The organism is Pseudorhodobacter sp. W20_MBD10_FR17 (genome assembly GCF_052119765.1).
GTDB lineage: Bacteria > Pseudomonadota > Alphaproteobacteria > Rhodobacterales > Rhodobacteraceae > Pseudorhodobacter.
The window spans coordinates 15,270-41,401 of sequence record NZ_JBGQOQ010000028.1 but is presented as its reverse complement, the minus strand read 5'-3'; the positions used below and the strand labels follow the sequence as shown (position 1 = coordinate 41,401).

Sequence of the window (26,132 nt, the reverse complement as noted above, 5' to 3'; positions counted from 1 at the left end):
AAACCGGTAACACTCTACCGATATGTCGACCCGAACGGCAATCTGCGCGATTATGGGAAACGGGTTCTCACCGCTTAGCGTAGGATTTTGCACTCTCCGGCATCAGACCCCATTCAGCCCGGCCTGACCGCCGCCAAGGGTCGCCAAAAGTGACCGCAAGGCTTTGAGATTGACGTTGAGAACTGTGGAACTGCGCGGGTTACGCGACAGCACCTACCGGGCAGCCTGCTCAAACGGAAAATCTGACGCCGCGCCCGTTCTTTTCAGACCCCAGCCTTTGATGATGCCATAGACGGCGGGAATGACAATCAGGGTAAGCAAGGTTGACGATACCATCCCGCCGATCATCGGCACGGCAATACGCTGCATGATTTCCGATCCTGTGCCATGCGCCCAGAGGATTGGCATCAGACCCGCCATTATCGCCACTACTGTCATCATCTTGGGACGGACCCGGTCCACCGCGCCCACCATGATTGCGGCGTATAGCTCGTCGCGGGTCAAATCGCGGCCTTTGCACCGTTCGCGTGCCTCGGTCAGTGCCTGATCGAGGTATATCAACATAATCACCCCGGTCTCTGCCGCCACGCCAGCCAGCGCGATAAAGCCTACTGCCACCGCAACCGACATATTGAAGCCCATGAACCACATCAGCCAGATGCCTCCGACCAGCGCAAAGGGTAGTGACAGCATAACGATCAGGGTTTCCGTCAGGCGGCGGAAGTTGAGGAAGAGGAGCAAAAAGATCAGCGCCAGCGTCAGCGGCACCACAATGGCAAGTCGTTCTTTGGCGCGTTCGAGGTATTCGAACTGCCCGCTCCAGCCCAGAGAATATCCCTGCGGCAGGGTTACAGATGCCGCCACCGCCGCCTGCGCCTCTGCAACAAAGCCGCCCAGATCACGACCCGCAATATCAACGAAGATATAGACCGCCAACTGCCCATTTTCGGTGCGGATCGAGGTGGCCCCACGTGTGCGCTCAATTTTTGCCACATCGCCCAAGGGTATGGTGCCACCGCCGGGCAGCGCCACCTGAACCTCGCGCCCGATCGCTTCTGGGTCCGACCGCAAGGCCGCCGGATAGCGGACGGCGACATCATACCGCTCGCGCCCCTCGACCGTTTGGGTGATTGCTTGGGCCCCGAGTGCCATGCCGATCACGTCCTGCACGTCCTGCACAGACAAGCCGTATCGACCAAGAGCGGCGCGGTCAGGGGTGATATCAAGGTAGTAACCGCCGATCACCCGTTCGGCATAGGCGCTGGTGGTGCCGGGAACCGTGCGCAGCACAGCCTCGACCTCGCGCGCGACCTTTTCCATCTCGGTCAGACTGGTGCCATAGACCTTGATGCCCACAGGGGTGCGGATACCAGTGGACAGCATGTCGATGCGCGCGCGGATTGGCATGGTCCACGCATTCGACACGCCGGGAAATTGCAGTGCCGCGTCCATTTCTTGCCGCAGGCTTTCGGTGGTGACACCGGGGCGCCATTCGGCCTCAGGGCGCAGTTGAATAATGGTTTCGAACATTTCTGTCGGTGCGGGGTCGGTGGCAGTCAAAGCGCGGCCTGCCTTGCCGAAGACCGTTAGCACCTCAGGGAAGGTCTTGATAATGCGGTCTTGCGTCTGCATCAATTCGGCCGCTTTTGTGACCGATAGCCCCGGCAAAGTGGTCGGCATATACATCAGCGTGCCCTCATTTAGCACCGGCATGAATTCTGACCCTAGCTGGCGCGCAGGCCAGATGGTGCCAACCAGCGCAGCAAGTGCCACGATAATCGTTAGGCTTTTAGCCTTCAGAACAGCCTGAATCACCGGACGGTAAACCGCGATCAAGGCCCGGTTTACAGGGTTTTTGTGTTCCGGGATGATCCGGCCCCGCACGAACACCACCATCAACGCTGGCACCAGCGTAACCGACAGGAATGCTGCCGAAGCCATAGCAAACGTCTTGGTATAGGCAAGCGGGCCGAACATGCGGCCTTCTTGGCCTTCCAGCGAAAAGATTGGCAAGAACGACACGGTGATGATCAAAAGGCTGAAGAAAAGCGCAGGACCAACTTCGGTAGCCGCCTCGATCAACACCTCGGTGCGGGGCTTGTCGGGGGCGGCGCGTTCCAAGTGTTTATGCGCGTTTTCGATCATCACGATGGCAGCGTCGATCATCGCGCCGATGGCGATGGCGATGCCGCCAAGGCTCATTATATTCGCGCCGATCCCGAGGAATTTCATCGCGGTAAAGGCCATCAGCAACCCAACCGGCAGCATGATGATCGCCACCAAGGCAGAGCGAAAATGAAGCAAAAACAAGATGGTCACGAACGCGACGACCAGGCTCTCTTCCAGCAGCGTCGTCTTCAGCGTCTGGATCGCCGACAGGATCAAGTTTGAACGGTCATAGACCGGTACGATCTCTACGCCTTCAGGCAGGCTTTGGGCGACCACGTCCAGCTCGGCCTTGGCGTTCTCGATCACATCCAGCGCATTGGCCCCTACCCGTTGCAGCACGATGCCACTGGCCACCTCACCCTCGCCGTTCAACTCGGCGATGCCGCGGCGTTCATTCGGAACGATTTCGACCCGTGCTACGTCTTTTAGGCTGATAGGCACGCCGCCGATGCTACGCAGGGTGATGTTGCCAATATCTTCGGTTCCCGAAAGATAACCGCGGCCCCGCACCATGAATTCGAATTCGGCCAGCTCTACCGTGCGCCCGCCGGTATCCATATTGCTTTCAGAAATAGCCGTGCCGATGTCGGACAACGTAATTCCTTGCGCCCGCATCCGCACGGGATCGACTGTCACCGAGTATTGCTTAACGAAACCACCAACGCTCGCAACCTCGGAAACGCCTTCGGCCCGACTTACGCCAAAGCGCACGACCCAATCTTGCAAGGATCGCAATTCTGCCAGTGACAAGTTTTCGCCTGTGATTGCATATTGGTAGACCCAGCCCACACCCGTGGCATCGGGGCCAAGAGCGGGCGTTACCCCGTCAGGCAGGCGGGCCGCAGCGGCGTTGAGGTATTCCAAAACGCGGGATCGTGCCCAATAGGGGTCAACGCCGTCCTCGAAAATGATGTAAACGAACGAGATACCAAAGAATGAAAACCCCCGCACCACCCGTGATCGTGGCACAGTCAGCATGGCCGAGGTTAGCGGATAGGTCACCTGATCTTCGACCACTTGCGGGGCCTGACCCGGATAGTCGGTCAGCACGATCACCTGCACGTCCGACAGATCGGGTATGGCGTCGATTGGCAGCGTGCGCAGCGACCAGATCCCGGCCGCGATAATCAAGGCGGTGGCAAAGAACACGAGCACCAGATTGCGGGCCGACCATGTGATGATACGCGCGATCATTCGCTTGCCTCCGGGGTCAGCAGCGCCGCAAGAGCTGCGTTCAGGTTGCTTTCCGCGTCGATCAGGAAGGTGGCCGTGGTGACGATGCGGTCTCCTGCGGCAATACCTTCGCGAATTTCTACCATTCCGGCACCTTGCCGTCCCAAGACCACATCTTGCGGTGCAAACTTGCCCTCGCCCAGATCGCGGATAACAACCTGGCGGTCGCCGGTATCAATCACCGCTGTCTGTGGCACTTGTACCACCGGCACATCGTCGCCCGTCGCCAGCGTGACATCGGCAAACATGTTGACCAGCAAGCGCCCCTCAGGGTTGGCAAGGTCGATGCGGACGCGCGCAGTGCGGGTCTGCATGTCAACCTGCGGATAAATTTCGTTGATCACACCGCTGAAGGTTTCGCCCGGCAGGCCGGGAAAGGCGATCATAGCGGTGTTGTCACGCGAAAGGCCCGTCAGCGCGCTCTCGGGCACATCGGCCATCACCCAGACGACCGAAGTGTCTGCGATCCGAAATAAGGTTTCGCCTGCAGATGACATCATGCCCTCAACCGCCATCCGGTCCAGCACGACGCCCGATCGCGGCGCCATCAGGGCGATGTTGACAGGGGCTTTTTTTTCGGCGGCAATCTTGTCGATAACCAGCGCCGGAACGCCCAGATTGGCCAGCCTTTGGCGGCTGCCCTCGGTGCGTTCCACCCCGTTGCGCAGGTCCGAGACATAAAGCGCCGCCGCTGCTGCAACTTCGGGCGAATACAGCGTCGCCAACAGCGCACCCGCCACGACGGTTGATCCGGTCGTCACATCCTCGACCGTTTCGATAAACGCATCGGTGCGCAAGGAGATGACACTGACACGCCGGTCATCCAAAGCGACAATACCCGGTGCGCGGATCGTAGCTGCCATGGGTTCCAGCACAGCAAGGGCCGTGCGCACGCCGGTGCGTTGCAACTTGCCCGGCGAGACAGTCACCGAGCCTGCATCGCTGGCCTCATCTGCAAAGACGGGAAGGTAATCCATTCCCATCGAATCGAGCTTTGGCACCGGCGAGGTATCGGGCAGGCCCATCGGGTGACGATAATAAAGGATCTTGCGCGGTGCGCCGTCGGCCGCGGCAAGAGGGGCTGCGGTCGGATCGAATGACACATCTTCGCTTGCCAGCACGGGCAAGAACGCCCGGCCATTGAGGGTGTCGGTCGGCGTGGCAGACCATTCGGCCAATCCATCGGGATGGCGGTAGTAGATGACAGGGCCAGCCGCCACTTTGGCCGCCGCTGGCATCGCTTTGGGATCCTGCCCGGTCCACATCGCCACCTGCACCTGTGCGGCGTCCGCCAGCATCGCTGGTGTCAAGCCTTTGCCCCCCGCCGCAAGGCCCGCCCATCCGGCCAGACCGCCGACGGCACCGATCAGAATCAGCTTTCCAACCAAAGTCATGGCAACACCTCGATCACAATCTGCGCCTGCACCGTCTCCGCCTCGCCCTGCACTTTTGCCGCAACTGAAAAGCGCCAGTTGCCGTCCATCGTCAGATCGGTGGAAAAGCGGTAGTGGCCGGGTTTTTCGGTGGGCAATGCCACTATGGGCGTCGTCATAGTCTCCATGCCGTCCGGTTCCATATCCATCCGCGTCGCAAAAAGGATGGCCCCGTCGACTGGCGTGTTGGTGCGGGTGTCGATCAGGGCCACATCCAGAATTGCTCCGTTGCCGAACGGATATGTGGTTTGCGCAAGGACAAGGGAATAATCAGACGCGGCCGCCTGCGCCATCGGCACAGAAAATTGGGCCGCAACCACAAGGGCCGCAAGAAAGCGGGGCAATAAATGGAGCATGACAGACCTGTAAATTTGGACAAAGGGGGCGCCGAAACTTGGAGTGTATCCCCGAAAGGAACCTACCCCAGATCAACGTGCAGCTTTGGGGTGCGCGAAGCACCCCACCCTTCATGCCTTCGGTGGTCTTCGCAGGCCGTTGTCCATGTACTGAAGACTATCCGTTAGCCCAACAGTCAAAAAGACCGCAATCTTCGAAGTTGGAAAAAACTCCAAGACGGCCAGTTTCTTGCTTTGAACCGATGACACCGCACGGCATTGCATCGTGGACACGCACGCGGCATCACATTCCGGCAAATCTGGGCAATCAATTGGGCAGCAATCATCCTGCATGGTCATCATGACCGCTGCACTTGCGGTTGAAACATGACTCAGGCTGGTCTGCACCAAAAAAGCGCCGACCAGCAATCCAACTAGAAAAAGGCGCATCTTTATCCACACCAAATTGATATGAAGTAAATGTAGAACGACGACAATACACAATTCGTTGAGCTTTTGTGCCGAATTTCATGATGGTGGCAGCACCCACAAGGCCATTTCAAGAACGCATGGCGTTCGTTCACGCAGCCTCATAGCGCGAGAAGACTTCGGTCGTGCCATCGCGCCGGATCAGAAACACATCGTATGCTTCGCGCTCGTTATCCGGCCCCATTCCCGGTGAGCCGTAGGGCATGCCAGGCACGGCCAAACCTATAGCATCGGGGCGCTCGACCAGAAGGCGGCGGATATCAGACGGTGGCACATGGCCTTCAAGCATATACTGATCAATCCGACCAGTGTGGCATGAGATCATGTCTTGCGGGATACCGTTGTCCGATTTGTAGCGCATCAGCAATGTTCCAAGGCTGTCCTCCGTGGTAACCGCAAAACCTTCGGTCTGCAGAACATCGACCCAAGCCGAACAGCATCCACAGTTTCGATCCTTGACGACATGAATGGCAGGATCTGCTGCAAGGGCCGGCCGGGCGATGGCTGAAGCTCCGGCGATCAACATCAGGTGGCGGCGTGTTAAGGTGGCAAAAGACATGGTGAGCTTCTCCTCAGGCAAGAATGCGGCGTAGTTTTGGAACAGCGAAACGCCGATCCTCGTGGAAGTCAATGATGCTGGCAAATCGCCCGTTGGCATAGAACAGGAAAACGCCCGCAGTGTGGTTCATGGTGTAGTCGCTGTCCCCGGTAGGCACCTTATCAAAGCTGACGCGAAAATCAGTGGCCGCGCGAGCTGTCTCGCCCATGCTGCCGGTAAGGCCTATGATCCGCGGGTCGAAATTAGATATGTAATCCGCCAGCACATCCGGTGTGTCACGCTCCGGGTCGACTGTGATCAGGGCGACCGTCAGCCTGTCGGCGTCTGAGCCAAGCGCTTCCAACCAGTCAGCGATATCAAGCAGCGTGGTTGGGCAAACATCGGGGCAATAGGTAAAGCCAAAAAACACCATGGCAGGGCGTCCCCGCCATTCTGCGACGGTGACCTCTTGCCCTAGGTGATTGGTCAGACGCCAGTCCATTTTCGTTAAGGGCAATGGTAGCAGTGCGTTGGGAACGGCGCGGTTACGCGCTTTCCATGCCCCCAATCCCAACATGAAAGCCGCAGCCCCTGCCACTCCGGCAAGCGAGAGGATTACTTGGCGTCGACGCACGCAGCCTCCTGTGCCCGCATCGACAAAATATCAACACTGACGTCAAGCGCACCTGCCTTCTCGAAGGTTAGAGTGATAGGAAATTTTTCGCCTTCGACTAGCGGTGCGGTCAGGCCCATGAGCATCCCGTGAAATCCTCCCGGCGACAGAGCCACAGTTTGGCCTGCTGGAACGGGAATTGATGCAGCATGGGGCATCGCGGCGACACCATCTGTGACAGTGGTTTCATGCAGCATCGGCATGCTGGCCGCCGGTGTCGTGAGGCCAAGCAGGGCGTCATCCATCGCGCCGCTGTTGGTGATCTCCAGATACAAAACCGCCGGGCGCCCCGTTCCGATAGAGGCACGGGACCAAGCCTGTTGGACGATGATATCGCCGCTCGTAAAGGTTTCACAGGCTTGCGCCATTGGGGCCGCCAACAAAAATGCCATTGCAGGAAGGAGATTTTTCATGTGTCAGAACCTCGATTTCAGATCGGAAAGAATGGCATCGGCAGGGGTGCCATAGTCGAATTGGCGCAACCAATCACCCTTCGGGCCGATAAGGTAAAGGGCTGCACTATGCGACATGGTGTAGCCATCGGTAGCATCTGGCGCGTTCTCGCGCTCAAAGAATGTCTTGAAACTCTCCGCTGCTGCCCGCGTGGCCTCTGCATCACCCGTTAGCCCCAGAATTGTGGGGTGAAAAGCCTGGGTGAAGGCGTCGATGCCCAGCTTGCGGTCACGTTCGGGATCAATCGAGATGAAGATGGGTTGCACCTTTGCCGCAGCATCGCCCAGATAGTCCATCACCTGTGCTACCTCGGACAGCGTGGTCGGACAGACATCGGGGCAGTTGGTGAAGCCAAAAAACACGAGTTGGAACTTACCCGCGAATTCGTCTGTTGCGCGAAGCTGGCCTGCGCTATCGGCCAGAGAAAATGCAGGCCGAAACGTGGCTTCTTGGGTTTGCGCGTTCATTTGGGGCCGCAGCACCAAGGCACCGTAGGCTAGGGCCGCAAGCCCGGCCATGATCCAAAGTCCGATCTGAATATGTCGAAGCCTCATAGACGGCAGTCTCCATTAGCGTTTGTGATTGCAATCAGCCTGCTTGTTCCACAGCCAGCCGAATGTCGGCAACCAGAGTGTCGGCACTGAAGCTTTCCAACCGCTTGCCATTCAGGAAAAATGTGGGCGTCTGGCGGATGTTCAACGTTTCGACATCGGCGGCGTCCTGGTTCAGCACAGCGGTGGTGCCGGGAAACAGCATGTCGCCCTCGGCGCGGGTAAGATCAAGGCCAGCAGCCCCGGCGATTTCCCAAGCCACGTCAAGCTGGGGCGCTCCATGAACGGCCCAGCCTGGCTGCTCTTCTAGCAAAGCGTCCAAAACAGGCTCGAACAGATCCTGACGCCGCGCGGCTTCCAGCATCCGCACTACCTCATCTGACCCTTCGTGAAACACGGTGTAGCGCAAAACAATTCGCAGCTGCGTCGGGAATTCCTTACGCAACTGCTGCAACACGGGGTGATATGCGCGGCACGCCTCACAGGACGGGTCGAAAAATTCGACCAGCGTCACAGGGGCGTCAATCGGGCCAAGGATGGGCGAATAAGCTCGGATCAGAACAGCGTCATCGATAATAGGGGCTGTTTCTGCGGCAAGGGCGGCGTCACGCTGACGCTGGCGGGTGACGTAAAACGCGCCGCCACCAAAGGCTATTACGCCCAAAGCGGTCGAGCCGAGAACAAAAGCGCGGCGATTCATGTGCGGGATCCTTTTAGTAAGCTGAGATTGGCCAGGATGGCCGCAAAAGCGATGGTTGATAGATAGGGCAAGGGTATTCCAAGGACCACCTGTGCCTGATCTGTGCAGGACGGGCCTGATGCGGTGCAAGGGGCGATGGCAGCAGGGATCAACCCTGCATACAGCCCGCTGTGCCAAAGTGCCAATGCGAGCCCCGCCAGTGCGAGGGGCAGCGCGTATATCCGCACGCCTGTATCCCCGCGCAATGTGGCTATCCCCAAAAGCGGCACCAAAGGAAACATGGCGATGCGCTGATACCAACATAGAGTGCAAGGCATCTGGCCCAGCACCTCACCGATGAACAGCGCGGCCAGGGTGGCGACAAGGGCAATCCCGAAAGCTACCGCCAGCGCCCCTTCCAAACGGAAAGTTGTAAGGAATCCGTTTTCACGCATTGGCATTCTCCTGCTCAGGTGCCTTACGCAGCATTGCCAAAATCAATGCTACCGCCCCAAGGCTGATCGCCACATCGGCCATATTGAAAGTCGGCCAATGCCACGTCCGCCAATAGACGTCGAGAAAATCTGTCACCATGCCTTGCCGCCCCCGATCAATAATGTTTCCGAGCGATCCACCGACGATCAGAGTCAGCCCCAGCCGTTCCCATCTGTTGTTTGTCCGCAATGCCATGATGGCCATGAGCAGTGTCAAACCACCCGTCAAGGCAATCATGGCCCATGGCCTGCCTGCCATGACCCCGGACAACAAGCCAAAACTGGCACCTTCATTAAAGCCAAGAGCGAGATTAAACCCTGGCGAGACAGGATAGACATCCCCTTGCGTCAACCACACAAGCGCCATGAGCTTTGTGATCTGATCAAAAGCGACCACGCAAACCAGAACAAGACCCATCGCAAAACGCGTTTCCGGAATCTCTGCCCACAATCCGATCCAGCGTGGAACATCCTTGCAATATGTCAGGTAAGCCTGCCCAAGTGTACGGGTCAACGCGGCCTCTTCCGACCGGATCTGCAGGCTGGCCGAGATCAGGAACATCACGACGGCCAGGGCCGTCGGCAGCGCAGGGATCGCCAGTGCCACACCAGCCAATAGAAAAGCCTGCCCCAAAAAAGTAGGGTTGCGGCTGATGCGAAACAACCCGGTTTGTACCAGCGCCCCGGTATCGGCCTGAGGAACCCCTACCCGCCAAGATGCCCCCATCGACCTTTGGGCCGCAAAGGCGACCATCGTGCCAACTGCGGAGACGCATATCCCAATAATGCTAAGGGCGGCAAACGCGCCTTCGGTCCACAGCGGGTCGGCCTTGTGCAAGGCCGGAACTGCCAGCCAGAGCATCGGTCCAAAGCCCGCCACCACAAAGGATGAGCGAAAACCAAGTGCAGCGAGGCGATCTTGGCCTTTGGCCTTGTCAAACAGCCAGACCGATTGTCCGATCGCGCGTGCGGCCTTTGCATTGCCCCAGACAAACAGTGCCAGATATCCCGCCAACACGGCAAGGGCGGCCCAACCAAACAGCGATATCACGTCAACCCTCCCGCTCAGGATTAAAGCGCAGCAGGCGCAGCGCGTTCAGGGTAACCAGCACGGTGGCACCGGTATCAGCCAGAATGGCGATCCACAGCCCAGTAATTCCCAACACGGAGGTCACGAGAAAGACCGCCTTCAGCCCCAGCGCTAGTGTCACGTTCTGACGGATGTTGGCCATCGCCGCCCGCGCCAGGCGGATTTGCGCAGGCACATCCGTCACCCGGTCGCGCAGAATGGCGGCATCTGCGGTTTCCAGCGCCACATCGGTGCCCGACCCCATCGCTACGCCAACAGACGCCTGTTTCAGCGCCGGCGCGTCATTGATGCCGTCACCAATCATCATCACATGACCGGTCTCACCCATCTTCTTGATCGCCGTCAACTTGTCCTCGGGCATCATTTCCGCCTGAAACTCTATGCCGAGGCCGCCCGCAATAGCCGCTGCGGTGCGTGGGTTGTCGCCTGTCAGAACCACTGGGGTGATCCCCATGGCGCGCAACTGGCGCACCGCATCAGCGGCATCGCTGCGCGGCTCATCGCGCAACGCAAACAAGGCCAGCGGCTCGCGGGCGCGGAAAAGCACAGCAACCGTCTTTCCCTCTTCCTCCAGAGCTGTCGCGCGCCGCAACCCAATACCATCCAGACCGCCTTGTTCCATTGCATATTTGGGGTTGGTAACCCATACGGATGCGCCATCAATCACCGCCTCGACTCCTTTGCCAGGGATCGCGCGGGCGTCTTGCGCCGCCAATACAGGCGCATTTGCGTCTTTGGCCTTGCCAGAGATTGCCATGGCGAGTGGATGGCTCGACCCGGCCTCAACCGCTGCTGCAAGTGACAGTACTGCGGCCTCATCCATCCCGCCCAGCGTCAGCACATCCGTTACAACCGGGCGGCCATGCGTCAAGGTGCCGGTCTTATCAAAGGCCACATGGGTGGTTTTGGCGGCAGCCTCGATCACCGCACCGCCCTTCATCAACAACCCTTTGCGTGCGCCCGCAGACATAGCCGAGGCAATGGACGCAGGCACCGATATCACCAGCGCACAGGGGCAGCCGATCAGCAACAGGGCGAGGCCACGATAGATCCATGTATCCCAAGGCTCACCAAGTACAAGTGTTGGCACAAAGATGACCAGCGCCGCCACGCCAACGATGGTGGGCATATACCAGCGGCTGAACCGATCGATGAACCGTTCTGTCGGCGCGCGGGCCTCTTCAGCCTCCTCCACCAATTGGATAATGCGGGAAATTGTGTTGTCTTGCGCAGCTTTGGTCACCGTCACGCGCAAGGCGGCCTCTGTATTGATCGAGCCTGCAAAGACCGCATCGCCTGGCCCCTTGGTGCGAGGCACGCTTTCGCCCGTTACCGGGCTTTCATCGATGCCACTTGTGCCCGATGCAATCTCACCATCCGCTGGGATGCGATCACCGGGACGCACTAGAACGATCTGGCCCACAGTCAGAGTTTCAGCGGGAACTTCACGGGTGGTGCCATTTTCCTCCAGCAGCGCCGTTTTGGGCACGAGATTGGCCAAGGCACGAATGCCGTCACGCGCTTTGTTGGCTGCAACGCCTTCCAGCACCTCGCCCACCGCAAACAAAAAGACCACCAGCGCCGCCTCTTCCGCCGCGTTGATGAACAGCGCGCCTATGGCGGCAATGGTCATCAGGCTTTCGATGGTAAAAGGTTGGCCGACGCGCAGCGCGGCAATGGCCCGTTTGGCCACTGGGGCCACTCCGATGAGGCAGGCGATGAAAAACGCCCAATAGCCGATCTCAGACGAAGTCAAAAGTTCGATGCCCCAGGCGACCACCAAAAGAATGCCGGTCACGATGACCAGTTGGCCCTTGGAGGTTTGATACCAACGCTTGCCCCTGTCGGCGGGGTCGTCATGCACATGGCCTGCACTGCCGTGGCCCGCATCAGGGCTGGATTTGGCGTCATGGTCATGGCCGTCGTGATCGGAATGATCCTGCGCACCTGCCTGCTCGGGCATCACAAACCCCTTCCGCGCGGCGGCCTCGCCCTTTGGCGCAATGCCGTAGCCAAGCGATTTGACCGTCGCCTCAATCCGCCCGCGGGGGGTTTGCGCCTCATCCAGTGTCAACCGCAGGCGTTCGGTCATCAGTGCCACACTGATATCAGAAACCCCCGGCAGCCGCCCCACCGCATCCTTGATCTTGTTGGCACAAGATCCGCAGTCCATGCCCGAAACGGTCCATTCGCAACTGCTGTCGGTTTGTTCAACGGGTGGCGTGGTCATATCTGTCTCCGGTCTGGTCAAGGCATTGCTCTTATTGATTCCCATCTTTAATGTCTCTAGCAACTAGAGGTTCAAGAGGTTTTTTATGCTGACCATCGGAAAGTTAAGCAAGACTGCCGGCGTCAAAGTGCCGACGATCCGCTATTATGAAGAAATCGGTCTGCTGCCCGAAGCGGAACGAAGCGCCGGAAATCAGCGGCTTTATGGCACCGTCACAATGGACCGGCTGACTTTCATCCGCCATGCCCGCGAGCTGGGCTTTACGCTGGAGGCCATCCGCGACTTGCTCAGCCTGTCCGATACCCCAGATCAATCCTGTGCGGCTGCGGATCAGATCGCAAAGGCACAACTTGTCGCCGTGCGTGACCGCCTTGCCCGCCTGCGCGCCTTGGAAATCGAGTTGGAACGTATGATTGCCCAATGCGCCCATGGCACCATCGCCGATTGCCGCGTGATTGAGGTGCTGGGGAACCATGATCTGTGCGGCCATGCGCATAACGCGTCGGATCACCCATCCCTATAACGTCAGCCGACCGTCCGCGAGAGCCGCCGCCATCCCAGAACAGCAAGGCCGAGAAAAACCAAAAGCAGCACGATGCTGAAGGTGCCCCACCCGTCAACCACCGCACGCTCAATCGCGGCGCCAAAGTAATATCCAGCACCCACCAAAAGCCCCGTCCATAGCAAAGCCGAGGAAGCATTCAACACCGTAAACACCGGCCACTTCATTTGCGTCAGACCCACAGGCAGCGCCCCGATTGTGCGCATTCCCTTGGGATAACGATAGATGAAGATATAAGCCCAGCCATAGGCATCCAGCAGTGCTTCGGCTTTGTCCATCAGCGCCAAAAGACGCGGCCGTGACGCCAGAAAGCCTGCGCCAAACCGCCGCGCCACGGCAAAGCGCAATTCATCACCCAAATAGCCACCCGCAAATGTCGCAACCGCGACCAGTGCGACATCCAGCGCCCCGGCTTGCGCCGCATACCCCCCGAACAACGGCAAAGACCCGCTTTTCAAGGCGCAATAGCCAAAAAGCAGCAGGTAAACCAATGTGCCATACTGCGAAATCAGAGAGATAATAGCTTCCAAGAAAAACGATCCTTTGGGCGAAAGTTTTGTTGAGTGGCCGATGCTTATGGATCATGTAGCGTTCTGCCCTCAGCGTTAGATACATAGCGGACCCGCGCGGTGATGGCATTGGCGAACAATGATCTTTTTTGGAAATATACGCCCCTCCCCTCGGAATAGATCAATATGAGCCAGCATGCCTGTGGAGGTGAAGCCGAGCATCAGGAGCGAGCCGATGCTGCCGGTCCAGCCGAGAATTCGGCAAAGATGCTATACCGCAAAACCCATCATTGATTGCATTTGTCATTGAAGGTCTGTCCTGCCCACCAGAACGCGACCAAGGGAATAACAATCCATTGCAAAACCGGCGACAGGCCCGCATCGAGGAACGGAATGATCGGCATCAAATCTGAATAGGCCCAAGCTTCGCGGATCGTGATATTGAGCCATTCGCTGAAGAAAGTATATCCCAAGCCGAAAGCTACAGTCAAAGCTCTTACGGAACGCCGCGTCGCAGCGAAATAGGGCCAGCCTTTGCCTATCAGTATCAAGACGAGCATCAGTGTGCTCAGGGCGATCAGGATATCCCCACCCGTGCAATGAACGGCCGCAAAGACGATCTCCTTCCAACTGCCCGCGGTCCAAATCGTGTAAAGCGGCATGTGTGCAAACTCCCAGATCAGATTGGCTGGGATGATCACTGAAAAATATCGACGAACTGCGGTTAAAGAAATCGCGTCCGTAAACGACGGCATGACGCCTATTGTGGGATCGCTCATTGGCCCTCCTGGCTCGGTTTCCCATTTGGGTTGGCGATGTTCATTCTATAAAATCCCGCAAGAAGGACACCATCTTTGGATCGTCCCATTTGGCCGGCCCGATCAGTCGCCCAAGCTCTTGCCCTTTATCGTCAATCAGGATTGTCGTCGGCAGGCCAATTGCGCGCAGCGCGGTCATCGACAACATGGTATTGTCGACATACATGGTAAGGTTATTAACGCCAATATCATTGTAAAAGCGTCGGACTGCGGGCGCACCTGCCCTGTCTATCGACAGAGCAACCACCTCGAAAACATCGCTCCCTAGTTCTGCCTGTAGCGCATCCAGCGTCGGCATCTCTTCTCGACATGGAACGCACCATGTCGCCCACAGGTTCACGAGGATGACCTTACCTCGAAAATCTTCCATATCTCCCCGACGGCCGTCTTCTGTCAGATAGCGCACATTGACGATCGGTTGTGGCATTGCACGGACAGCAAACCCTTGCGGTCCCGCGAACGCTATTCCAAAAGACCATGCCCATACAATCAGAGCCCGCGTAAAATGTTTCATTGCGTTGGTCCCTTGGCAGTTTTGCGTTTCAAATACGGATCGCCAGCAGAGGCACCAGCATGAGCTTGGGGGTTCATTCTTGCTTGCAGACTTCTGCGTCATGGTTGTACCTTCTCATCCGCTTGGCTGCGGCTTTCCTGCAATTCGCGGATCCGGTCGGGCCATGTGTTCTTGATAAAGGCCAAGATTTCCACGATTTCTTCATCCTTCAGCACTTCTTCGAAACCGGGCATGTCGCTTTCATAGCCGTTCCCGACGATCGCCGCAGTTCCACGCTTTACAATGTCAGTCAATATGCGGTCCGAATGATGCCAAGTATGCCCCGATGGGTCATGCGGTGGGGCGGGCAATCTGCCGTTTGGCAATCTTGAGCGCCACTCAGGCTGCCCCTCAAGGTTAGCACCGTGGCAACTGGCGCAGTTTTCTTGATAAAGGCGCGCGCCCGTGGGTATGTCGTTCTGCGCCGCAACCGGTAAGACCGTTGCGGTGAACAAAAATGCGGAGAGCCTAATGGTGTTTTTCACTGCGCTTCCGCCTCCTCGTTGCGAGCCACCTACAGAGGATGAAAAATGCCACGAACAACGACAAGATAAGCAGGACTTAAACCGCCCAGGCCAATCCCATCATCAACAGGCTGTCGCCGCTACTGGCACCTTCAATCCGCATCTCGGTGCCTTACTATTTCCCGTTGTCCGAGCGGATGTATTTGACCAGTGCAATTGCCGCCAGCCCCAGCACCACCACAATCAGTAGCCAAACGAGACCCGTCGCAACAACCATACTGCCACCCATCATTCCACCGTCCATCATCATACAATTCATCCTTTTTTCCTGTGAAGCCGGTCTGGCGCGCAATTGCGCCAGACCGTGCAATTGATCATTCGACCATGTAGACAGTCGGGCTCACACCTTTTTCGACAGCGAACACTTTGAATGGCTCCTGTTTAGCGCCGCCCATACCCGGCGACCCCATCGGCATGCCCGGAAGCGTCACTCCGGCAATTTTTGGTCGCTCATCAAGAAGTTTTTTGACGGCGGCAATCGGAACATGGCCACTCACAGCATAGTCGCCCAGAAATGCAGTATGGCAGCCCTGAAAATCATCCGGGATACCTGCCTCGCGGCTGATTTGCGAAAGATCTTGGGTAGGTTTCACTTCTACCGTGAAACCGTTTTGGCGCAGATAGTCGGCGTAGTCTTCGCAACATCCACATTGCGGATTCTTGTAAAGCATGACCTCCTGCGCTGCCGTCGGTGCGGCATTCAGGCTCATCGCGAATATGGCGGCAGCACCAGCGGTGCCAAGGCTTGCAAACCCAAATATCTTTTTCATTGGTTCATTCCTTCATGTGATCAGTGTTTTGTGGGTCTTCAAATTTTAGTGCTGCCGGAGGCGACGCGGACGACGCCCATCATGCCAGCTGCCTGATGTTCTAGAATGTGGCAATGGAACATCCAGTCTCCTGGATTGTCCGCCACAAACGCAATCTCAACCCGTTCCTCGGGGGCCATCATCACTGTATCCTGCCATTCGCGATAACGCGTTGGTTGCCCGTTGCGCGAGATAACGCGGAACGAATGCCCGTGGAAATGGATCGGGTGATGCCAGGCCGTGCGATTGTCCATCTCGAACACGTGCGACGTTCCCTGCGGCAAAACCAGCAAGGGTTCCTTGATCGGACCTGTCGCTGCCTTGCCGTTTATGAACCAAATGTTGCCCTCGCGCATCTGGTCCATCATCGACCTCATGCCATTGCCCATCATCATCTGCCCCATCATTCCGCCATTGAAGACGATCTGATGCCGCTCAGCCGAGGCCATGTCAGGGTCGGCAAGCGGGTTAGGCTGCAGATCCATCGGCCAATCCGGCACCGTGTCCCGTAATCTGTCAGGCGCATAGACGAGATCGACCAGACGGTATTCCAACCCTTGGTAGAAAATATCGGTGACAAAAGCCGCATCACCAGGCTTGCCGGTCATGTCGATCACCAAATCAACCCGCATCGCCGGGCCGATAAGCACGATATCGCCTTCTGGTGCATGGGGCGCCACGGGCTGACCGTCCAGCGCGACAATAACTGGCGCAAACGTCCCAAAATTTAACGCGAAAATTCGGGCATTGGCTGCATTGATCAGCCGAAGTCGGATGCGCTCTCCGGCCCGGACTGAAATACGTTCCGGTATTTGACCGTTTATAGTCACAGAATTCCCAATACGTCCGCCATGCATGGCATCGGCCTGACTGCCGAAATCATCCACAATCTGCCCGTCGGGAGACATCCGCCAATCATCGAGCATCCAAGTCATGTCGCGATCCACGCGGATCGGGTCCGTTTCCTCAACGATCAATGGCCCGGAAAGCCCGCGTCCGACCTGTTCCGAACTGCGGTGGTGGGGATGATACCAGAACGTGCCTGCGTCGAGTGCATCGAATTCGTAGAGAAAGTCGCTGCCAGCCGAAATCGGATCTTGTGTCAGGAACGGCACGCCATCCATAGCATTCGGAGTCCGTATGCCATGCCAGTGGACCGTTGTGCCTTCATCCAACCCATTTTGGGCCAAAACACGAATACGGTCGCCCTGACGCACGCGGATTTCAGGGCCCGGAATAGATCCGTTGTAGCTCCAGACATCGGTCGGGCCATAAGGTGCTGGACGCAAGGCCGCCTGGCCGGACGCCGCGCGCAGCACGAACGGTTCGTCTGTCGGGCCTGCCATGGCTATTCGTGCAGGTGACAAAGCGGATATGGCTGTGAAAGCGGCACCAGTGCGCAGCACTTGCCGTCGTGAGATATTTCTGTTGAGCATCATCGCTTCTGCCTTGTTCTGAAAATGTCGCGCTGGCCAAATTCGGCCAAATCAACGGTCAGGCCTCGCCACGAGCGAGACCAAATTCAAATTCAGATAGGAAGCTTGGGAGGGAATGGGTCAAGCGAAGGGCTGACGCCGCGCGGGATCAAAGGTTCGTCAACCGAAACGATGAGACCAAATAGTATCGCAAATCGCCAAGAAGACGCTTGACCTATGATCCCAGCCGTTCCCACTGAACCGCAAGGAACAGGACACCCGCCCTCGCAAATTACGCCAGAAACATATCCCTCGGGACCGCACCCATCGCAACGCTGATCTGCACTTCCGGCGGTATCCATATGCACCATGGCGATGTCAGCCATGCTCGCCGACGATCCCTTTGGGGCAACCACTGCACCGAAGGTCAGGGCTAGAATCAAAGCAAGGCGAAGAACATGGATCATAGAAGCCATATGCAGCCTTCCAGTAAGGGGAGGTCAAGCGATACTCTGTCACTTGGCCGTGATAACCTTCAATTCCAGTGCTTATTCTTGCCTCTCTCATGTCGGAACCCATCACATTTTTTGGGCAGCTAGTCTTGGCCCCTATCCGGCAAGTGCGTTCACGCGGGTTAAGCGGCGCACGAGTCCTGAGCCAGCACAGATCGTTACTCAAATGCTGCAAGGTGCCTAAGAGTGCCGATGGCAATTCTTGAAAAAGCAGTGAAGGTTTTCTGGCTCCCTTCGTTTTGGCATGGTCAGCAATGTTGATTGCTTATACGCTGACAAGTATCGATACTGCCTCGATTAGGGGCTAGGTGCTGCGCAATGCCTCGCCCATGAGGTTCCTGCGATCTACTCTCGACCCGTCTGCGAATGCTGCGAAGAGCGCGAGCGTTCGATCGCTCACATGATGTTCAATCCCTTCGGCATCCCGTTCGGCGGTCTCTAAGTCGAGACCAAGGCTGAGAAGAAAGCGCAATACAATTTCATGCCGATGGCGGCATTTTTTTGCCAGAGCGCGTCCGTCTTCAGTCAGAAAGACAGAGCGATATTTCGCACGGGTAATCAGTCCTTCGCGTGCGAGACGATCGAGCGTCTTGGCAACGGTAGGTGCTGTAACCCCCATTTTCGTTGCAATATCAACAGGTCTCGCTTCGCCTTTCGCATAGATCAGCTCGGCAATCAGTTCGACATAGTCCTCCGCCAGTTCATTTCGTCGGGCCGCACGCACCCCGACAAAAGCTTCGGCACGGGAATCCACCGCGCGCTCGTCAGGCATGACGGCTTCTACTTCCTGATTATCATTCTTTTTCATCCGTTAAGTTTTGCATGAATTGGATTGACAGGTAAAGGTGTAGAGTAGACAAGTTAGCCTTGTCTAACTTTTGGTGCATAGACTTTAGCACTGCTCCCGCAAGGAAACCTGATTCATGGCCGACGCTTCCAAACCCTCTCTTGATCCTTCGCGCCGCGCTCTGCTGGTTGGTGGCCTTGTGGCCGCAGGCGGAGCAGCCATCGCCGCTGGCAGTGCGCGCTCTCAAAGCGCAGCGGATCCTATGGCTGGTCACGATATGTCCACCATGCCGGCAGATCCATATGCTGCCCCAATGCAGGGAATGGCGCACGGCAACATGACAACGGTTGGCTTGGTCGATCACAATCGAAACGGGTTTGATCCGACTGCCATGTTGACGGATTGGGAAAGGGGAACAACCGAGCTATTGCCTGATGGGAGAACGCTTCGAACATTCGAAGTCGATGCCATTGACAAGGAAATCGAGATTGCACCCGGCATTTTCTTTCCAGCCTGGACCTTCAATGGCCGGGTCCCTGGTCCTGCCCTGAGGGCGAAGGAAGGCGAACGGCTTAGGATAGTCTTTCGCAACTTAGGCTCGCACCCACATTCCATGCACTTTCATGGCATCCATTCGGCGCGGATGGATGGTGTTCCTGGTGCTGGATTGATTGGTCCGGGCGAGGAGTTTATCTACGAATTTGACGCTAAACCTTTTGGTTGCCACCTTTATCACTGCCACGCCTTGCCCCTAAAGCGGCATATGCACAAAGGTATGTATGGTCTTTTCGTTATCGACCCCGATCCTGAGCGTCACCCCGAGAACGCGACCGTCGCGGCATCGCGCCTGCTTGGCAGCCCTGAGAATGCTCATTGGCAAGAGATGGCTATGGTGATGAACGCCTTCGACACTAATTTCGACGGCGCAAATGAAGTTTATGCTGCAAACACTGTCGGCCAAGCCTACATGAATGAGCCAATTCGCATCGACAAATCGCGCCCAGTTCGCATTTACTTGGTGAACGTGACCGAATTCGACCCGATCAATTCATTCCATTTGCACGCGAATTTTTTTGACTATTACGACACCGGAACCACGTTGACGCCAACGCTGCGCACCGTTGATCTGATCATGCAATGTCAGGCGCAGCGCGGAATCCTTGAGTTCAGCTTCGCCGATCACGAAGATGGAATGTACATGTTTCATGCACATCAGTCCGAGTTCACCGAACTTGGTTGGGTTGGAATGTTTGATGTAAGGAGCTCTGCGAAATGAACGAGCAGGTTCAGCCAAAGCGCCCCGCACTGAGCCGCTTGCTGCTGGTGCTTGTGCCACTGGCAGCCATGCTTGGCATGTTCGTTTGGATCGCGTCGCTTGATCCCCTGCGCAGTTTCAACAATGGCGCGCCGCCAGTAGAGGCATTGACCGTGGAACGGACAATTCTGGACGAGACCGGGATCGGGCTTTTGGTCCGTGCCGGTGGTTCAGACGCCATGGTGATCGCCCAGGTGGCGGTGGACGACGCGTTCTGGACTTTCACGCAGAACCCGCCCGGGCCGATCGTTCGTGGGGGTGCTGTGTGGATCCAGATACCCTATCCGTGGGTTTTAGGCGAGGCGCACGCAATTAATATGCTGTCTAACACTGGTGCTTCGTTCGAACATGAAATCGCTGTAGCTGTGCCAACACCAAAGGCCACGGTGGGTCAGCTTCGCCTTCAGGCATTAGTGGGAGCGATTGTTGGGTTGCTGCCTGTGGCGCTAGGTCTGATGTTCTATCCGGCAATGCGAAGCGCCGGGCGTGTTGGGGTGAGTTTTCTTCTCGCGCTGACGGTCGGTTTGTTGACCTTCCTGCTCATTGACATGACGTCCGAGGCGTTGGAGCTTGCAGACCAGGCTGCAGCATTGTTCCAAGGATCGGCCATGGTCTGGCTGTCTGGGCTCGCGAGTTTCCTCATGCTGATGGCAATCGGACGCTGGCGCGGCACGCCGGAAGGGCTGGCGTTGGCATTTTACATTGCCCTAGGGATAGGCTTGCACAACTTTGGCGAAGGGCTGGCGATTGGCGGCGCGTTTGCTGCCGGATCGGCAGGGCTCGGTACGTTCCTCGTTCTCGGCTTTGCTCTCCACAACGTTACCGAAGGGATTGGCATCGCTGCGCCGATGTTGCGGATCCGGCCGCCACTCTGGAGTTTTGCAGCCCTGACACTTTTAGCGGGTGGCCCTGCCGTTCTAGGAATGTGGGCAGGAAGTCTTGCATACGCTCCGCAATGGTCGGCATTGGCGATGGCCGTTGGGGCTGGCGCAATTTTGCAGGTCATGGTCGAGGTTACGGCCTATCTGATGCGCCAGAGCAGCGACCGGCAAGCGGTGCTGTTTTCTCCCGCCGTTCTAGGCGGGTTTCTTGCGGGACTCGGTTTCATGTATGCAACTGCTGCGCTGATCAAGGTTTGATCAACGCACGTTTTATCCAGATCTCAACACTTCGGATCGTCTACGCGACAAAGCAAGAAATGCGGATACCCTATGCCACCACATTATGATATTTGGCCCGTGAACTTAGTTAAGGAACCTGCGCACATGGACAGCAAAATTCCCGTCGTGAAAAAACAAGTTCGGTCGATCTTACTTGTTTCCGGACTTCTGGTACTTGCAGCCTGCTCCACGCCGATAAATCAGACTACCGATAAATCCACCGGGTTCCTCAAGGAACTGCCTGAAGGGGTCGCCCTGATTGCGGCACCCTATCAAAACCTTCAGGAGGTGATCTTGCAACCCGACGACGGGTGCTATTGGTATCGCCATTTCGGACCCGTCGAAACGACAATGCTTCCTTTACTTACGGTCGATGGAAGACCAATCTGCACAAAAGTCGCAGGCTAACAAAACCGTTTATTAGGCTATACGCTGGCTTTTAAGCCGTGCATTCAGGTGTTTGACACACGGACTCGAGTTGCCTCTGTAAAGGATGAACTTCCGCCGCGGAGCCACGCCCGCACTAAGTCTTTTTGTTAGCTTGTCGTTAAACGACCTTCTTCTGCCGGATAAAGGTATGCTGTCACGCCGGTCTCAACTTGGTCGAACAGCGAATTTATGTGTGGCATGACCATACGCACACACCCGGAACTCGCCCGGTTACCTATAGAACGCGGAAGCGGCGTCCCATGGATCCGCAAATAGGTATCACGATCACCCACAAACAGATACAGTGCCCGCGACCCCAAGGCGTTTGCCGGTCCAGGCTCCATCCCATCTGCGTATTTGGCATAGATTTCGGGTTCGCGCTCGATCATGGACTGCGTGGGGGTCCAAATCGGCCATTTTACCTTGCGTTTGATGGTATAAGTACCAGGCTCGTATAATCCACTTCGGCCAATGGCGACGCCGTAACGCATGGCCGTGCCATCGAACTGAATGTGATAAAGATACCGAGCAACGGCATCGACATGAATATCCCCCGGCACAAGCCCCGCACGCGCTTCTACCCGAGTTGGTAGCAAGCGCGGTTGCAATCCCCAAGGGTTGGTCGTCGCAGCATCATAACCTGCTGGGGTAACGAGCGCATCCCAAGTCGCCCACTGATTTTCCATATGAGACGAGGCGAAAACCGGTGTTGCAATTGGCGACGAAAACAGCGCTGTTGCCGTTGCGATAAAATGGCGTCGTGTGAGCATGGGCGTTGCTTTCTCATCAATACTTGGAGCGTTACTTTATATTTTTCCGACGGGCTTTAAAGGTTAAGCAATACGGGACAGGTGTCCAGTCAAGTCTGTGTGACCATTGATGAAAGTTGAAAGCCTGCACACGTACTAGTCATTCTGACAATACCGTGATGTGTCAAAGGATCTATTGCACCTAAAGGAACTAGAGCCCCTAAGCGTCTTTGCTCGATATGGAGGGTTTTCAAATTTCGGTCCGAATGGAAACACATAGGCTTTGCAGCAAAACGCGTTTACAAAACTTGGCCAGATTTGCTGTCTCCGTCGCGGCGGGTGCATCCTTTGTCTTGGCCCTCCCACCCTATTCGATTCTGCCGCTTGCGCTCATTCCCTTTGCGGTCCTGGCGGTGTTGTTGCGTGGTGTGTCCCCCCTCAAGGCGTTCAGTTTGGGATATGTGTTCGGCTTGGGTCAGTTCGTGCCAGGCCTTTTCTGGATCACCGAAAGCTTCCAGGTGGAGGCAGACCGGTTCGGATGGCTCGCCCTGCCCGCCGTGTTCGGACTTGCGATGTTGCTCTCAGCGTTCCCGGCATTGGCATGTGCAATCGCTACGCGCATGACGCGGGCCGGCCTACCGTCGGCGCTATCGTTGGCATCAGCCTGGGCGGGAGCCGAGTGGCTGAGAGGGCATATTCTGACTGGCTTCCCTTGGAATCTAGCGGCCTATAGTCTGGCGGACTGGACGGTGCTATCCCAAGCTGCTTCGTTGGTCGGCAGTTACGGGTTAGGGTTTCTGATCGTGCTATGCGCAACACTCGCGGGATATGCCTTTTGTCCCTCCAATCACCGTTTGCGCAGGCTCCGTGTCGCCGGGACGGCCGCAATCTTGATTGGCATATCTGGGTTCGGCATAGTGCGGATAGCGGCCTCTACCCTGCCCCCAGAAGGTGGTACGCGCATCCGGGTTGTTCAGCCGAACATAGCCCAAAGCGCCAAATGGGATCAAGCTACCCGAGACGAGAACAAACAGCGGCTTATAACCTTGTCCGAACGCGCTGGATCGTTTGATCTTTTGCTCTGGCCCGAAACTGCTTGGCCAGGTTTTCTGGCAGAGGATGAAGGAGCACGCATTATATTGGCAAGCCTTCTACCGGAATCCGGCGTCTTGATCACGGGCAGTCCAGTGCAGGAAGAAACCGCAACCCGAACGACATACCGCAATGCCGTGCTTGCCATTGCCTCAGACGGAACGATTTTGGCGCAATACGCCAAACACCACCTCGTGCCCTTTGGCGAATATGTTCCCTTGCGCGGCAAATTGCCCCTTCCGCGCTTGGTTGAGTCTCGTGGCGACTTTGTGCCCGGCCCGGGGCCAAGCACGTTGGCGATTGGGGCCGGCCTCCCCTTGGTTGGTGTTGCAATCTGCTATGAGGCCATTTTTCCAGGTCATGTCGTTGATGGCGCAACCCGACCGAGCTGGATTTTCAACGCCACAAATGACGCCTGGTTCGGAACATCAATCGGGCCTTGGCAGCATCTGGCATCAGCGCGCATGCGGGCCGTTGAAGAAGGCCTTCCCCTTGTTCGTGCCGCAAACACCGGGATTTCTGTTGTGGTCGATGCGTATGGCAGAACAATTGCCATGATCGAGCTCGAAAGGTCAGGCATCATCGATGCGCGCTTACCCCGACCGCTTCCGCCAACACCCTATGCTCGTTTTGGTGACTGGACTGCAATAGCGTTGATCATGTTTGCATGGATCATCGCCGGATTGCGACTGCGGCTGCAAAAGCCAGCACGCCTTACAAGCATAATGACATGATCGGCTCGCTTTGAGAGCCTATGCACAATCTTTGCTGGCCGGGCAACACAACAAATGGCTCGAATCTGACCTTACGTCGGCTGGACCCCAACCCACTTGGCCGCCAGCGCCTTTGGCGATTGGCGGCTGGTTAGAACAGCCATCAGCCTGTTTTCTGTGCGCCGGCTTTTGAGTTGGCAACGCCTTTTTGAATGAGCTCTTGTCTGAACCTCGAAACATTGCGGTCCAAGACGCAACAAGCCATGCTTGGCTTCAAACAAAGATCTCAATCGGTGTCCCATCTCGTACCATCGCATAAATCTCTTCCATTTCGCGATCTGAAACCGAGATGCACCCCGCCGTCCAATCCGGCTTGATCGGATCGATGTTGCGCCTCCGCCCGCCGTGAATGAATATTTCGCCGCCAGGTTCGCGTCCTTGCGCTTTGGCGAAAGCGATGTCAGCCTCATTTGGATAGGAAATGCCGATGGAAAGGTGAAACAAGCTGTTCGGATTGCGCCGGTCAATGATGTATTTGCCTTCGGGTGTCTTGCCATCGCCTTCAAATTGCTTGTGTCCCATCGGCGCAAAGCCAAGATCTGTTTTATAGGATTTAAGAACGCGATCACCGTTGTAAAGAAACAAACGTCGGTCGCCCTTGAATAATTGTATGCGGGTGACTTCCGGGCCGTCATAGGTCCTGAACCTGCTATTGGCACAGCCGACCAAGCCAAGAGCAAGACTACCTAGAACGACTATGCGGCGTGTCGCATGTATCATATTCACTCCTCAATCCATTTAGGTCGGATTGCTATAAAGTACAATTTTGTGATCAGTCCTGACCAAAGTGAGATAAGCTCAACCACGGGCGTTGGCAAAAAGATAGCCTTGAGCTAGCGGCCTTGACTGCAGTCATGGAGAGATCCCGCGAGTTTTAGGGGTCCAGCAAATCATGGATTGCAGCCATCGGAAATCCACGCGGCGTAGGGTTGCCCAATTTGTCAGACGAGTGGCACCTAGAAGAAAATCGGCGCAGGGATACACTCCTGCGCCGAAAGTCGGCTGTTTATTTCAATGTGACGATGGTCACTTTGCCATTGACCCGTTCTTCGACGAACTCGATGGCCTGGCCTTCTGACATCGTGGCGATCATTTCCTTATCGGCGCGAAACACCATTGTCATGCTGGGCATTTCGAGATTGACGAGCGGACCGTGGTCAACCGTGACTTTGCCCGCCTTAGCATCTATTTTCTTGACGGTGCCCTTGCTGTATTTCACATCGGCCTGCGCCATTTGGTCGCCGACGTTCACCTCGCGGTGCATACCTGACTCGTAATGGCCGAGGATGAGGCAGGCCGCTTCGAATGTGCCCGCATTTGCAAAGGTCCAGACAACCTCGCCCGAAGCACCCGGTTCAAGACGAATACGGTTCGGGTCGTCATGTTCCATATCCATCTTTGCCATTTCTATCTTGTGCTCAGCGTTTCGCTCGACCGTGTCGAGAACAAACTCATGCTCCAACTCACCTTTGTTTGTGATGTTGAATCGAATTGTTTCGCCCTGCTTGACGTTCATATCTTCGCTTTCGATGAGCATTTGGCCTTCGTCGTTTTCAAGAAGGGTCACGTTGATCGTCCGGTCAATCTTCGCGGCCGCTCCGGGTGCGCCGACTTCCATCATTGACGCAGCCATTCCAGGTTTCTTGGCGTGGCCTGCATCGGCAAAAGCTCCCGTTGCGAAGGCGAAAGTGATGGCAATGCCGAGAAGTAGTTTTTTCATGTTTTTGTCCTATAAGTTGGTTTGTCTTGATGTGACGA

The 26,132-nt window shown here is 56.6% G+C and carries 28 protein-coding genes; 5 read left to right on the top strand and 23 right to left on the bottom strand.

The window, feature by feature from the left end; genetic code table 11:
* Positions 1-213: 213 nt before the first annotated feature.
* From ACEN2J_RS16330 to ACEN2J_RS16275, 12 genes are all read right to left on the bottom strand, one after another.
* Positions 214-3,363 (bottom strand): efflux RND transporter permease subunit, encoded by a 3,150-nt coding sequence (locus tag ACEN2J_RS16330; protein WP_442107170.1) that lies wholly within the window; start codon positions 3,361-3,363, stop codon positions 214-216.
* A complete protein-coding gene (locus ACEN2J_RS16325; protein WP_442107169.1) occupies positions 3,360-4,796 on the bottom strand; it encodes an efflux RND transporter periplasmic adaptor subunit in 1,437 nt (478 codons plus the stop codon). Before ACEN2J_RS16325 ends, ACEN2J_RS16330 begins: the two co-directional genes overlap by 4 nt.
* Positions 4,793-5,191, bottom strand: coding sequence for a FixH family protein (locus ACEN2J_RS16320; RefSeq protein ID WP_442107168.1), 399 nt, complete (start codon positions 5,189-5,191; stop codon positions 4,793-4,795). The genes ACEN2J_RS16325 and ACEN2J_RS16320 overlap by 4 nt, the downstream gene beginning before the upstream one ends.
* A gap of 111 nt (positions 5,192-5,302) precedes the next feature.
* Positions 5,303-5,620 (bottom strand): hypothetical protein, encoded by a 318-nt coding sequence (locus ACEN2J_RS16315; RefSeq protein ID WP_442107167.1) that lies wholly within the window; start codon positions 5,618-5,620, stop codon positions 5,303-5,305.
* A gap of 130 nt (positions 5,621-5,750) precedes the next feature.
* Positions 5,751-6,218 (bottom strand): DUF411 domain-containing protein, encoded by a 468-nt coding sequence (locus ACEN2J_RS16310; RefSeq protein WP_442107166.1) that lies wholly within the window; start codon positions 6,216-6,218, stop codon positions 5,751-5,753.
* Between the two features lie 13 nt (positions 6,219-6,231).
* The gene (locus ACEN2J_RS16305) at positions 6,232-6,831 is read right to left on the bottom strand and encodes an SCO family protein (RefSeq protein ID WP_442107165.1); all 600 of its coding nucleotides are present in this window, start codon (positions 6,829-6,831) and stop codon (positions 6,232-6,234) included.
* On the bottom strand, positions 6,813-7,283 hold the full coding sequence (locus tag ACEN2J_RS16300) for a copper chaperone PCu(A)C (RefSeq protein WP_442107164.1): 471 nt from the start codon (positions 7,281-7,283) through the stop codon (positions 6,813-6,815). Before ACEN2J_RS16300 ends, ACEN2J_RS16305 begins: the two co-directional genes overlap by 19 nt.
* 3 nt (positions 7,284-7,286) lie before the next feature.
* Positions 7,287-7,877 (bottom strand): SCO family protein, encoded by a 591-nt coding sequence (locus ACEN2J_RS16295; RefSeq protein WP_442107163.1) that lies wholly within the window; start codon positions 7,875-7,877, stop codon positions 7,287-7,289.
* 34 nt (positions 7,878-7,911) lie between these two features.
* A complete protein-coding gene (locus tag ACEN2J_RS16290) occupies positions 7,912-8,574 on the bottom strand; it encodes a DsbA family protein (protein ID WP_442107162.1) in 663 nt (220 codons plus the stop codon).
* Positions 8,571-9,008, bottom strand: a complete 438-nt coding sequence (locus ACEN2J_RS16285) for a disulfide bond formation protein B (RefSeq protein ID WP_050524027.1) — start codon at positions 9,006-9,008, stop codon at positions 8,571-8,573. Before ACEN2J_RS16285 ends, ACEN2J_RS16290 begins: the two co-directional genes overlap by 4 nt.
* The gene (gene lspA, locus ACEN2J_RS16280; RefSeq protein WP_442107161.1) at positions 9,001-10,098 is read right to left on the bottom strand and encodes a signal peptidase II; all 1,098 of its coding nucleotides are present in this window, start codon (positions 10,096-10,098) and stop codon (positions 9,001-9,003) included. Before lspA ends, ACEN2J_RS16285 begins: the two co-directional genes overlap by 8 nt.
* Before the next feature lies 1 nt (position 10,099).
* Positions 10,100-12,367, bottom strand: coding sequence for a heavy metal translocating P-type ATPase (locus tag ACEN2J_RS16275; RefSeq protein ID WP_442107160.1), 2,268 nt, complete (start codon positions 12,365-12,367; stop codon positions 10,100-10,102).
* Between the two features lie 85 nt (positions 12,368-12,452).
* Here ACEN2J_RS16275 and ACEN2J_RS16270 point away from each other — a divergent pair, with 85 nt between their 5' ends.
* The gene (locus tag ACEN2J_RS16270; RefSeq protein WP_442107159.1) at positions 12,453-12,890 is read left to right on the top strand and encodes a MerR family transcriptional regulator; all 438 of its coding nucleotides are present in this window, start codon (positions 12,453-12,455) and stop codon (positions 12,888-12,890) included.
* Positions 12,891-12,892: 2 nt separating this feature from the next.
* Here ACEN2J_RS16270 and ACEN2J_RS16265 read toward each other — a convergent pair whose 3' ends face one another.
* The 8 genes from ACEN2J_RS16265 to mntR form a co-directional block, all read right to left on the bottom strand.
* Positions 12,893-13,459: a DedA family protein gene (locus tag ACEN2J_RS16265; RefSeq protein ID WP_442107158.1), complete on the bottom strand. Its 567-nt coding sequence runs from the start codon at positions 13,457-13,459 to the stop codon at positions 12,893-12,895.
* Positions 13,460-13,725: 266 nt separating this feature from the next.
* Complete coding sequence (locus ACEN2J_RS16260) at positions 13,726-14,217, bottom strand: hypothetical protein (protein ID WP_442107157.1); 492 nt, start codon at positions 14,215-14,217, stop codon at positions 13,726-13,728.
* Between the two features lie 40 nt (positions 14,218-14,257).
* The gene (locus ACEN2J_RS16255; RefSeq protein WP_022705382.1) at positions 14,258-14,770 is read right to left on the bottom strand and encodes a TlpA family protein disulfide reductase; all 513 of its coding nucleotides are present in this window, start codon (positions 14,768-14,770) and stop codon (positions 14,258-14,260) included.
* Between the two features lie 98 nt (positions 14,771-14,868).
* A complete protein-coding gene (locus ACEN2J_RS16250; protein WP_231575889.1) occupies positions 14,869-15,264 on the bottom strand; it encodes a c-type cytochrome in 396 nt (131 codons plus the stop codon).
* A 184-nt stretch (positions 15,265-15,448) separates the two neighbouring features.
* On the bottom strand, positions 15,449-15,583 hold the full coding sequence (locus tag ACEN2J_RS16245) for a hypothetical protein (RefSeq protein WP_442107156.1): 135 nt from the start codon (positions 15,581-15,583) through the stop codon (positions 15,449-15,451).
* A gap of 64 nt (positions 15,584-15,647) precedes the next feature.
* Positions 15,648-16,103, bottom strand: a complete 456-nt coding sequence (locus tag ACEN2J_RS16240) for a DUF411 domain-containing protein (protein WP_022705385.1) — start codon at positions 16,101-16,103, stop codon at positions 15,648-15,650.
* A 38-nt stretch (positions 16,104-16,141) separates the two neighbouring features.
* Positions 16,142-17,581: a multicopper oxidase family protein gene (locus ACEN2J_RS16235; RefSeq protein WP_442107155.1), complete on the bottom strand. Its 1,440-nt coding sequence runs from the start codon at positions 17,579-17,581 to the stop codon at positions 16,142-16,144.
* Positions 17,582-18,373: 792 nt separating this feature from the next.
* Positions 18,374-18,877 (bottom strand): manganese-binding transcriptional regulator MntR, encoded by a 504-nt coding sequence (mntR, locus tag ACEN2J_RS16230; RefSeq protein ID WP_442107154.1) that lies wholly within the window; start codon positions 18,875-18,877, stop codon positions 18,374-18,376.
* A 115-nt stretch (positions 18,878-18,992) separates the two neighbouring features.
* Here mntR and ACEN2J_RS16225 point away from each other — a divergent pair, with 115 nt between their 5' ends.
* The 3 genes from ACEN2J_RS16225 (at position 18,993) to ACEN2J_RS16215 (ending at position 21,739) form a co-directional block, all read left to right on the top strand.
* A complete protein-coding gene (locus ACEN2J_RS16225) occupies positions 18,993-20,132 on the top strand; it encodes a multicopper oxidase domain-containing protein (RefSeq protein WP_442107153.1) in 1,140 nt (379 codons plus the stop codon).
* A complete protein-coding gene (locus ACEN2J_RS16220) occupies positions 20,129-21,310 on the top strand; it encodes a ZIP family metal transporter (RefSeq protein ID WP_442107152.1) in 1,182 nt (393 codons plus the stop codon). The genes ACEN2J_RS16225 and ACEN2J_RS16220 overlap by 4 nt, the downstream gene beginning before the upstream one ends.
* A gap of 126 nt (positions 21,311-21,436) precedes the next feature.
* Entirely contained in the window at positions 21,437-21,739 is a 303-nt protein-coding gene (locus ACEN2J_RS16215; RefSeq protein WP_442107151.1) for a hypothetical protein, read from the top strand.
* Between the two features lie 128 nt (positions 21,740-21,867).
* On the opposite strand, the gene ACEN2J_RS16210 is transcribed toward ACEN2J_RS16215, so the two are convergent.
* Positions 21,868-22,530, bottom strand: a complete 663-nt coding sequence (locus tag ACEN2J_RS16210) for a L,D-transpeptidase (protein ID WP_442107150.1) — start codon at positions 22,528-22,530, stop codon at positions 21,868-21,870.
* A gap of 218 nt (positions 22,531-22,748) precedes the next feature.
* On the opposite strand from ACEN2J_RS16210, the gene lnt reads away from it, so the two are divergent.
* Entirely contained in the window at positions 22,749-24,335 is a 1,587-nt protein-coding gene (gene lnt / locus ACEN2J_RS16205) for an apolipoprotein N-acyltransferase (RefSeq protein WP_442107171.1), read from the top strand.
* A 252-nt stretch (positions 24,336-24,587) separates the two neighbouring features.
* On the opposite strand, the gene ACEN2J_RS16200 is transcribed toward lnt, so the two are convergent.
* Positions 24,588-25,094: a L,D-transpeptidase family protein gene (locus ACEN2J_RS16200; protein WP_050524037.1), complete on the bottom strand. Its 507-nt coding sequence runs from the start codon at positions 25,092-25,094 to the stop codon at positions 24,588-24,590.
* Positions 25,095-25,380: 286 nt separating this feature from the next.
* Positions 25,381-26,094: a copper-binding protein gene (locus ACEN2J_RS16195; RefSeq protein ID WP_442107149.1), complete on the bottom strand. Its 714-nt coding sequence runs from the start codon at positions 26,092-26,094 to the stop codon at positions 25,381-25,383.
* Between the last annotated feature and the right edge of the window lie 38 nt (positions 26,095-26,132).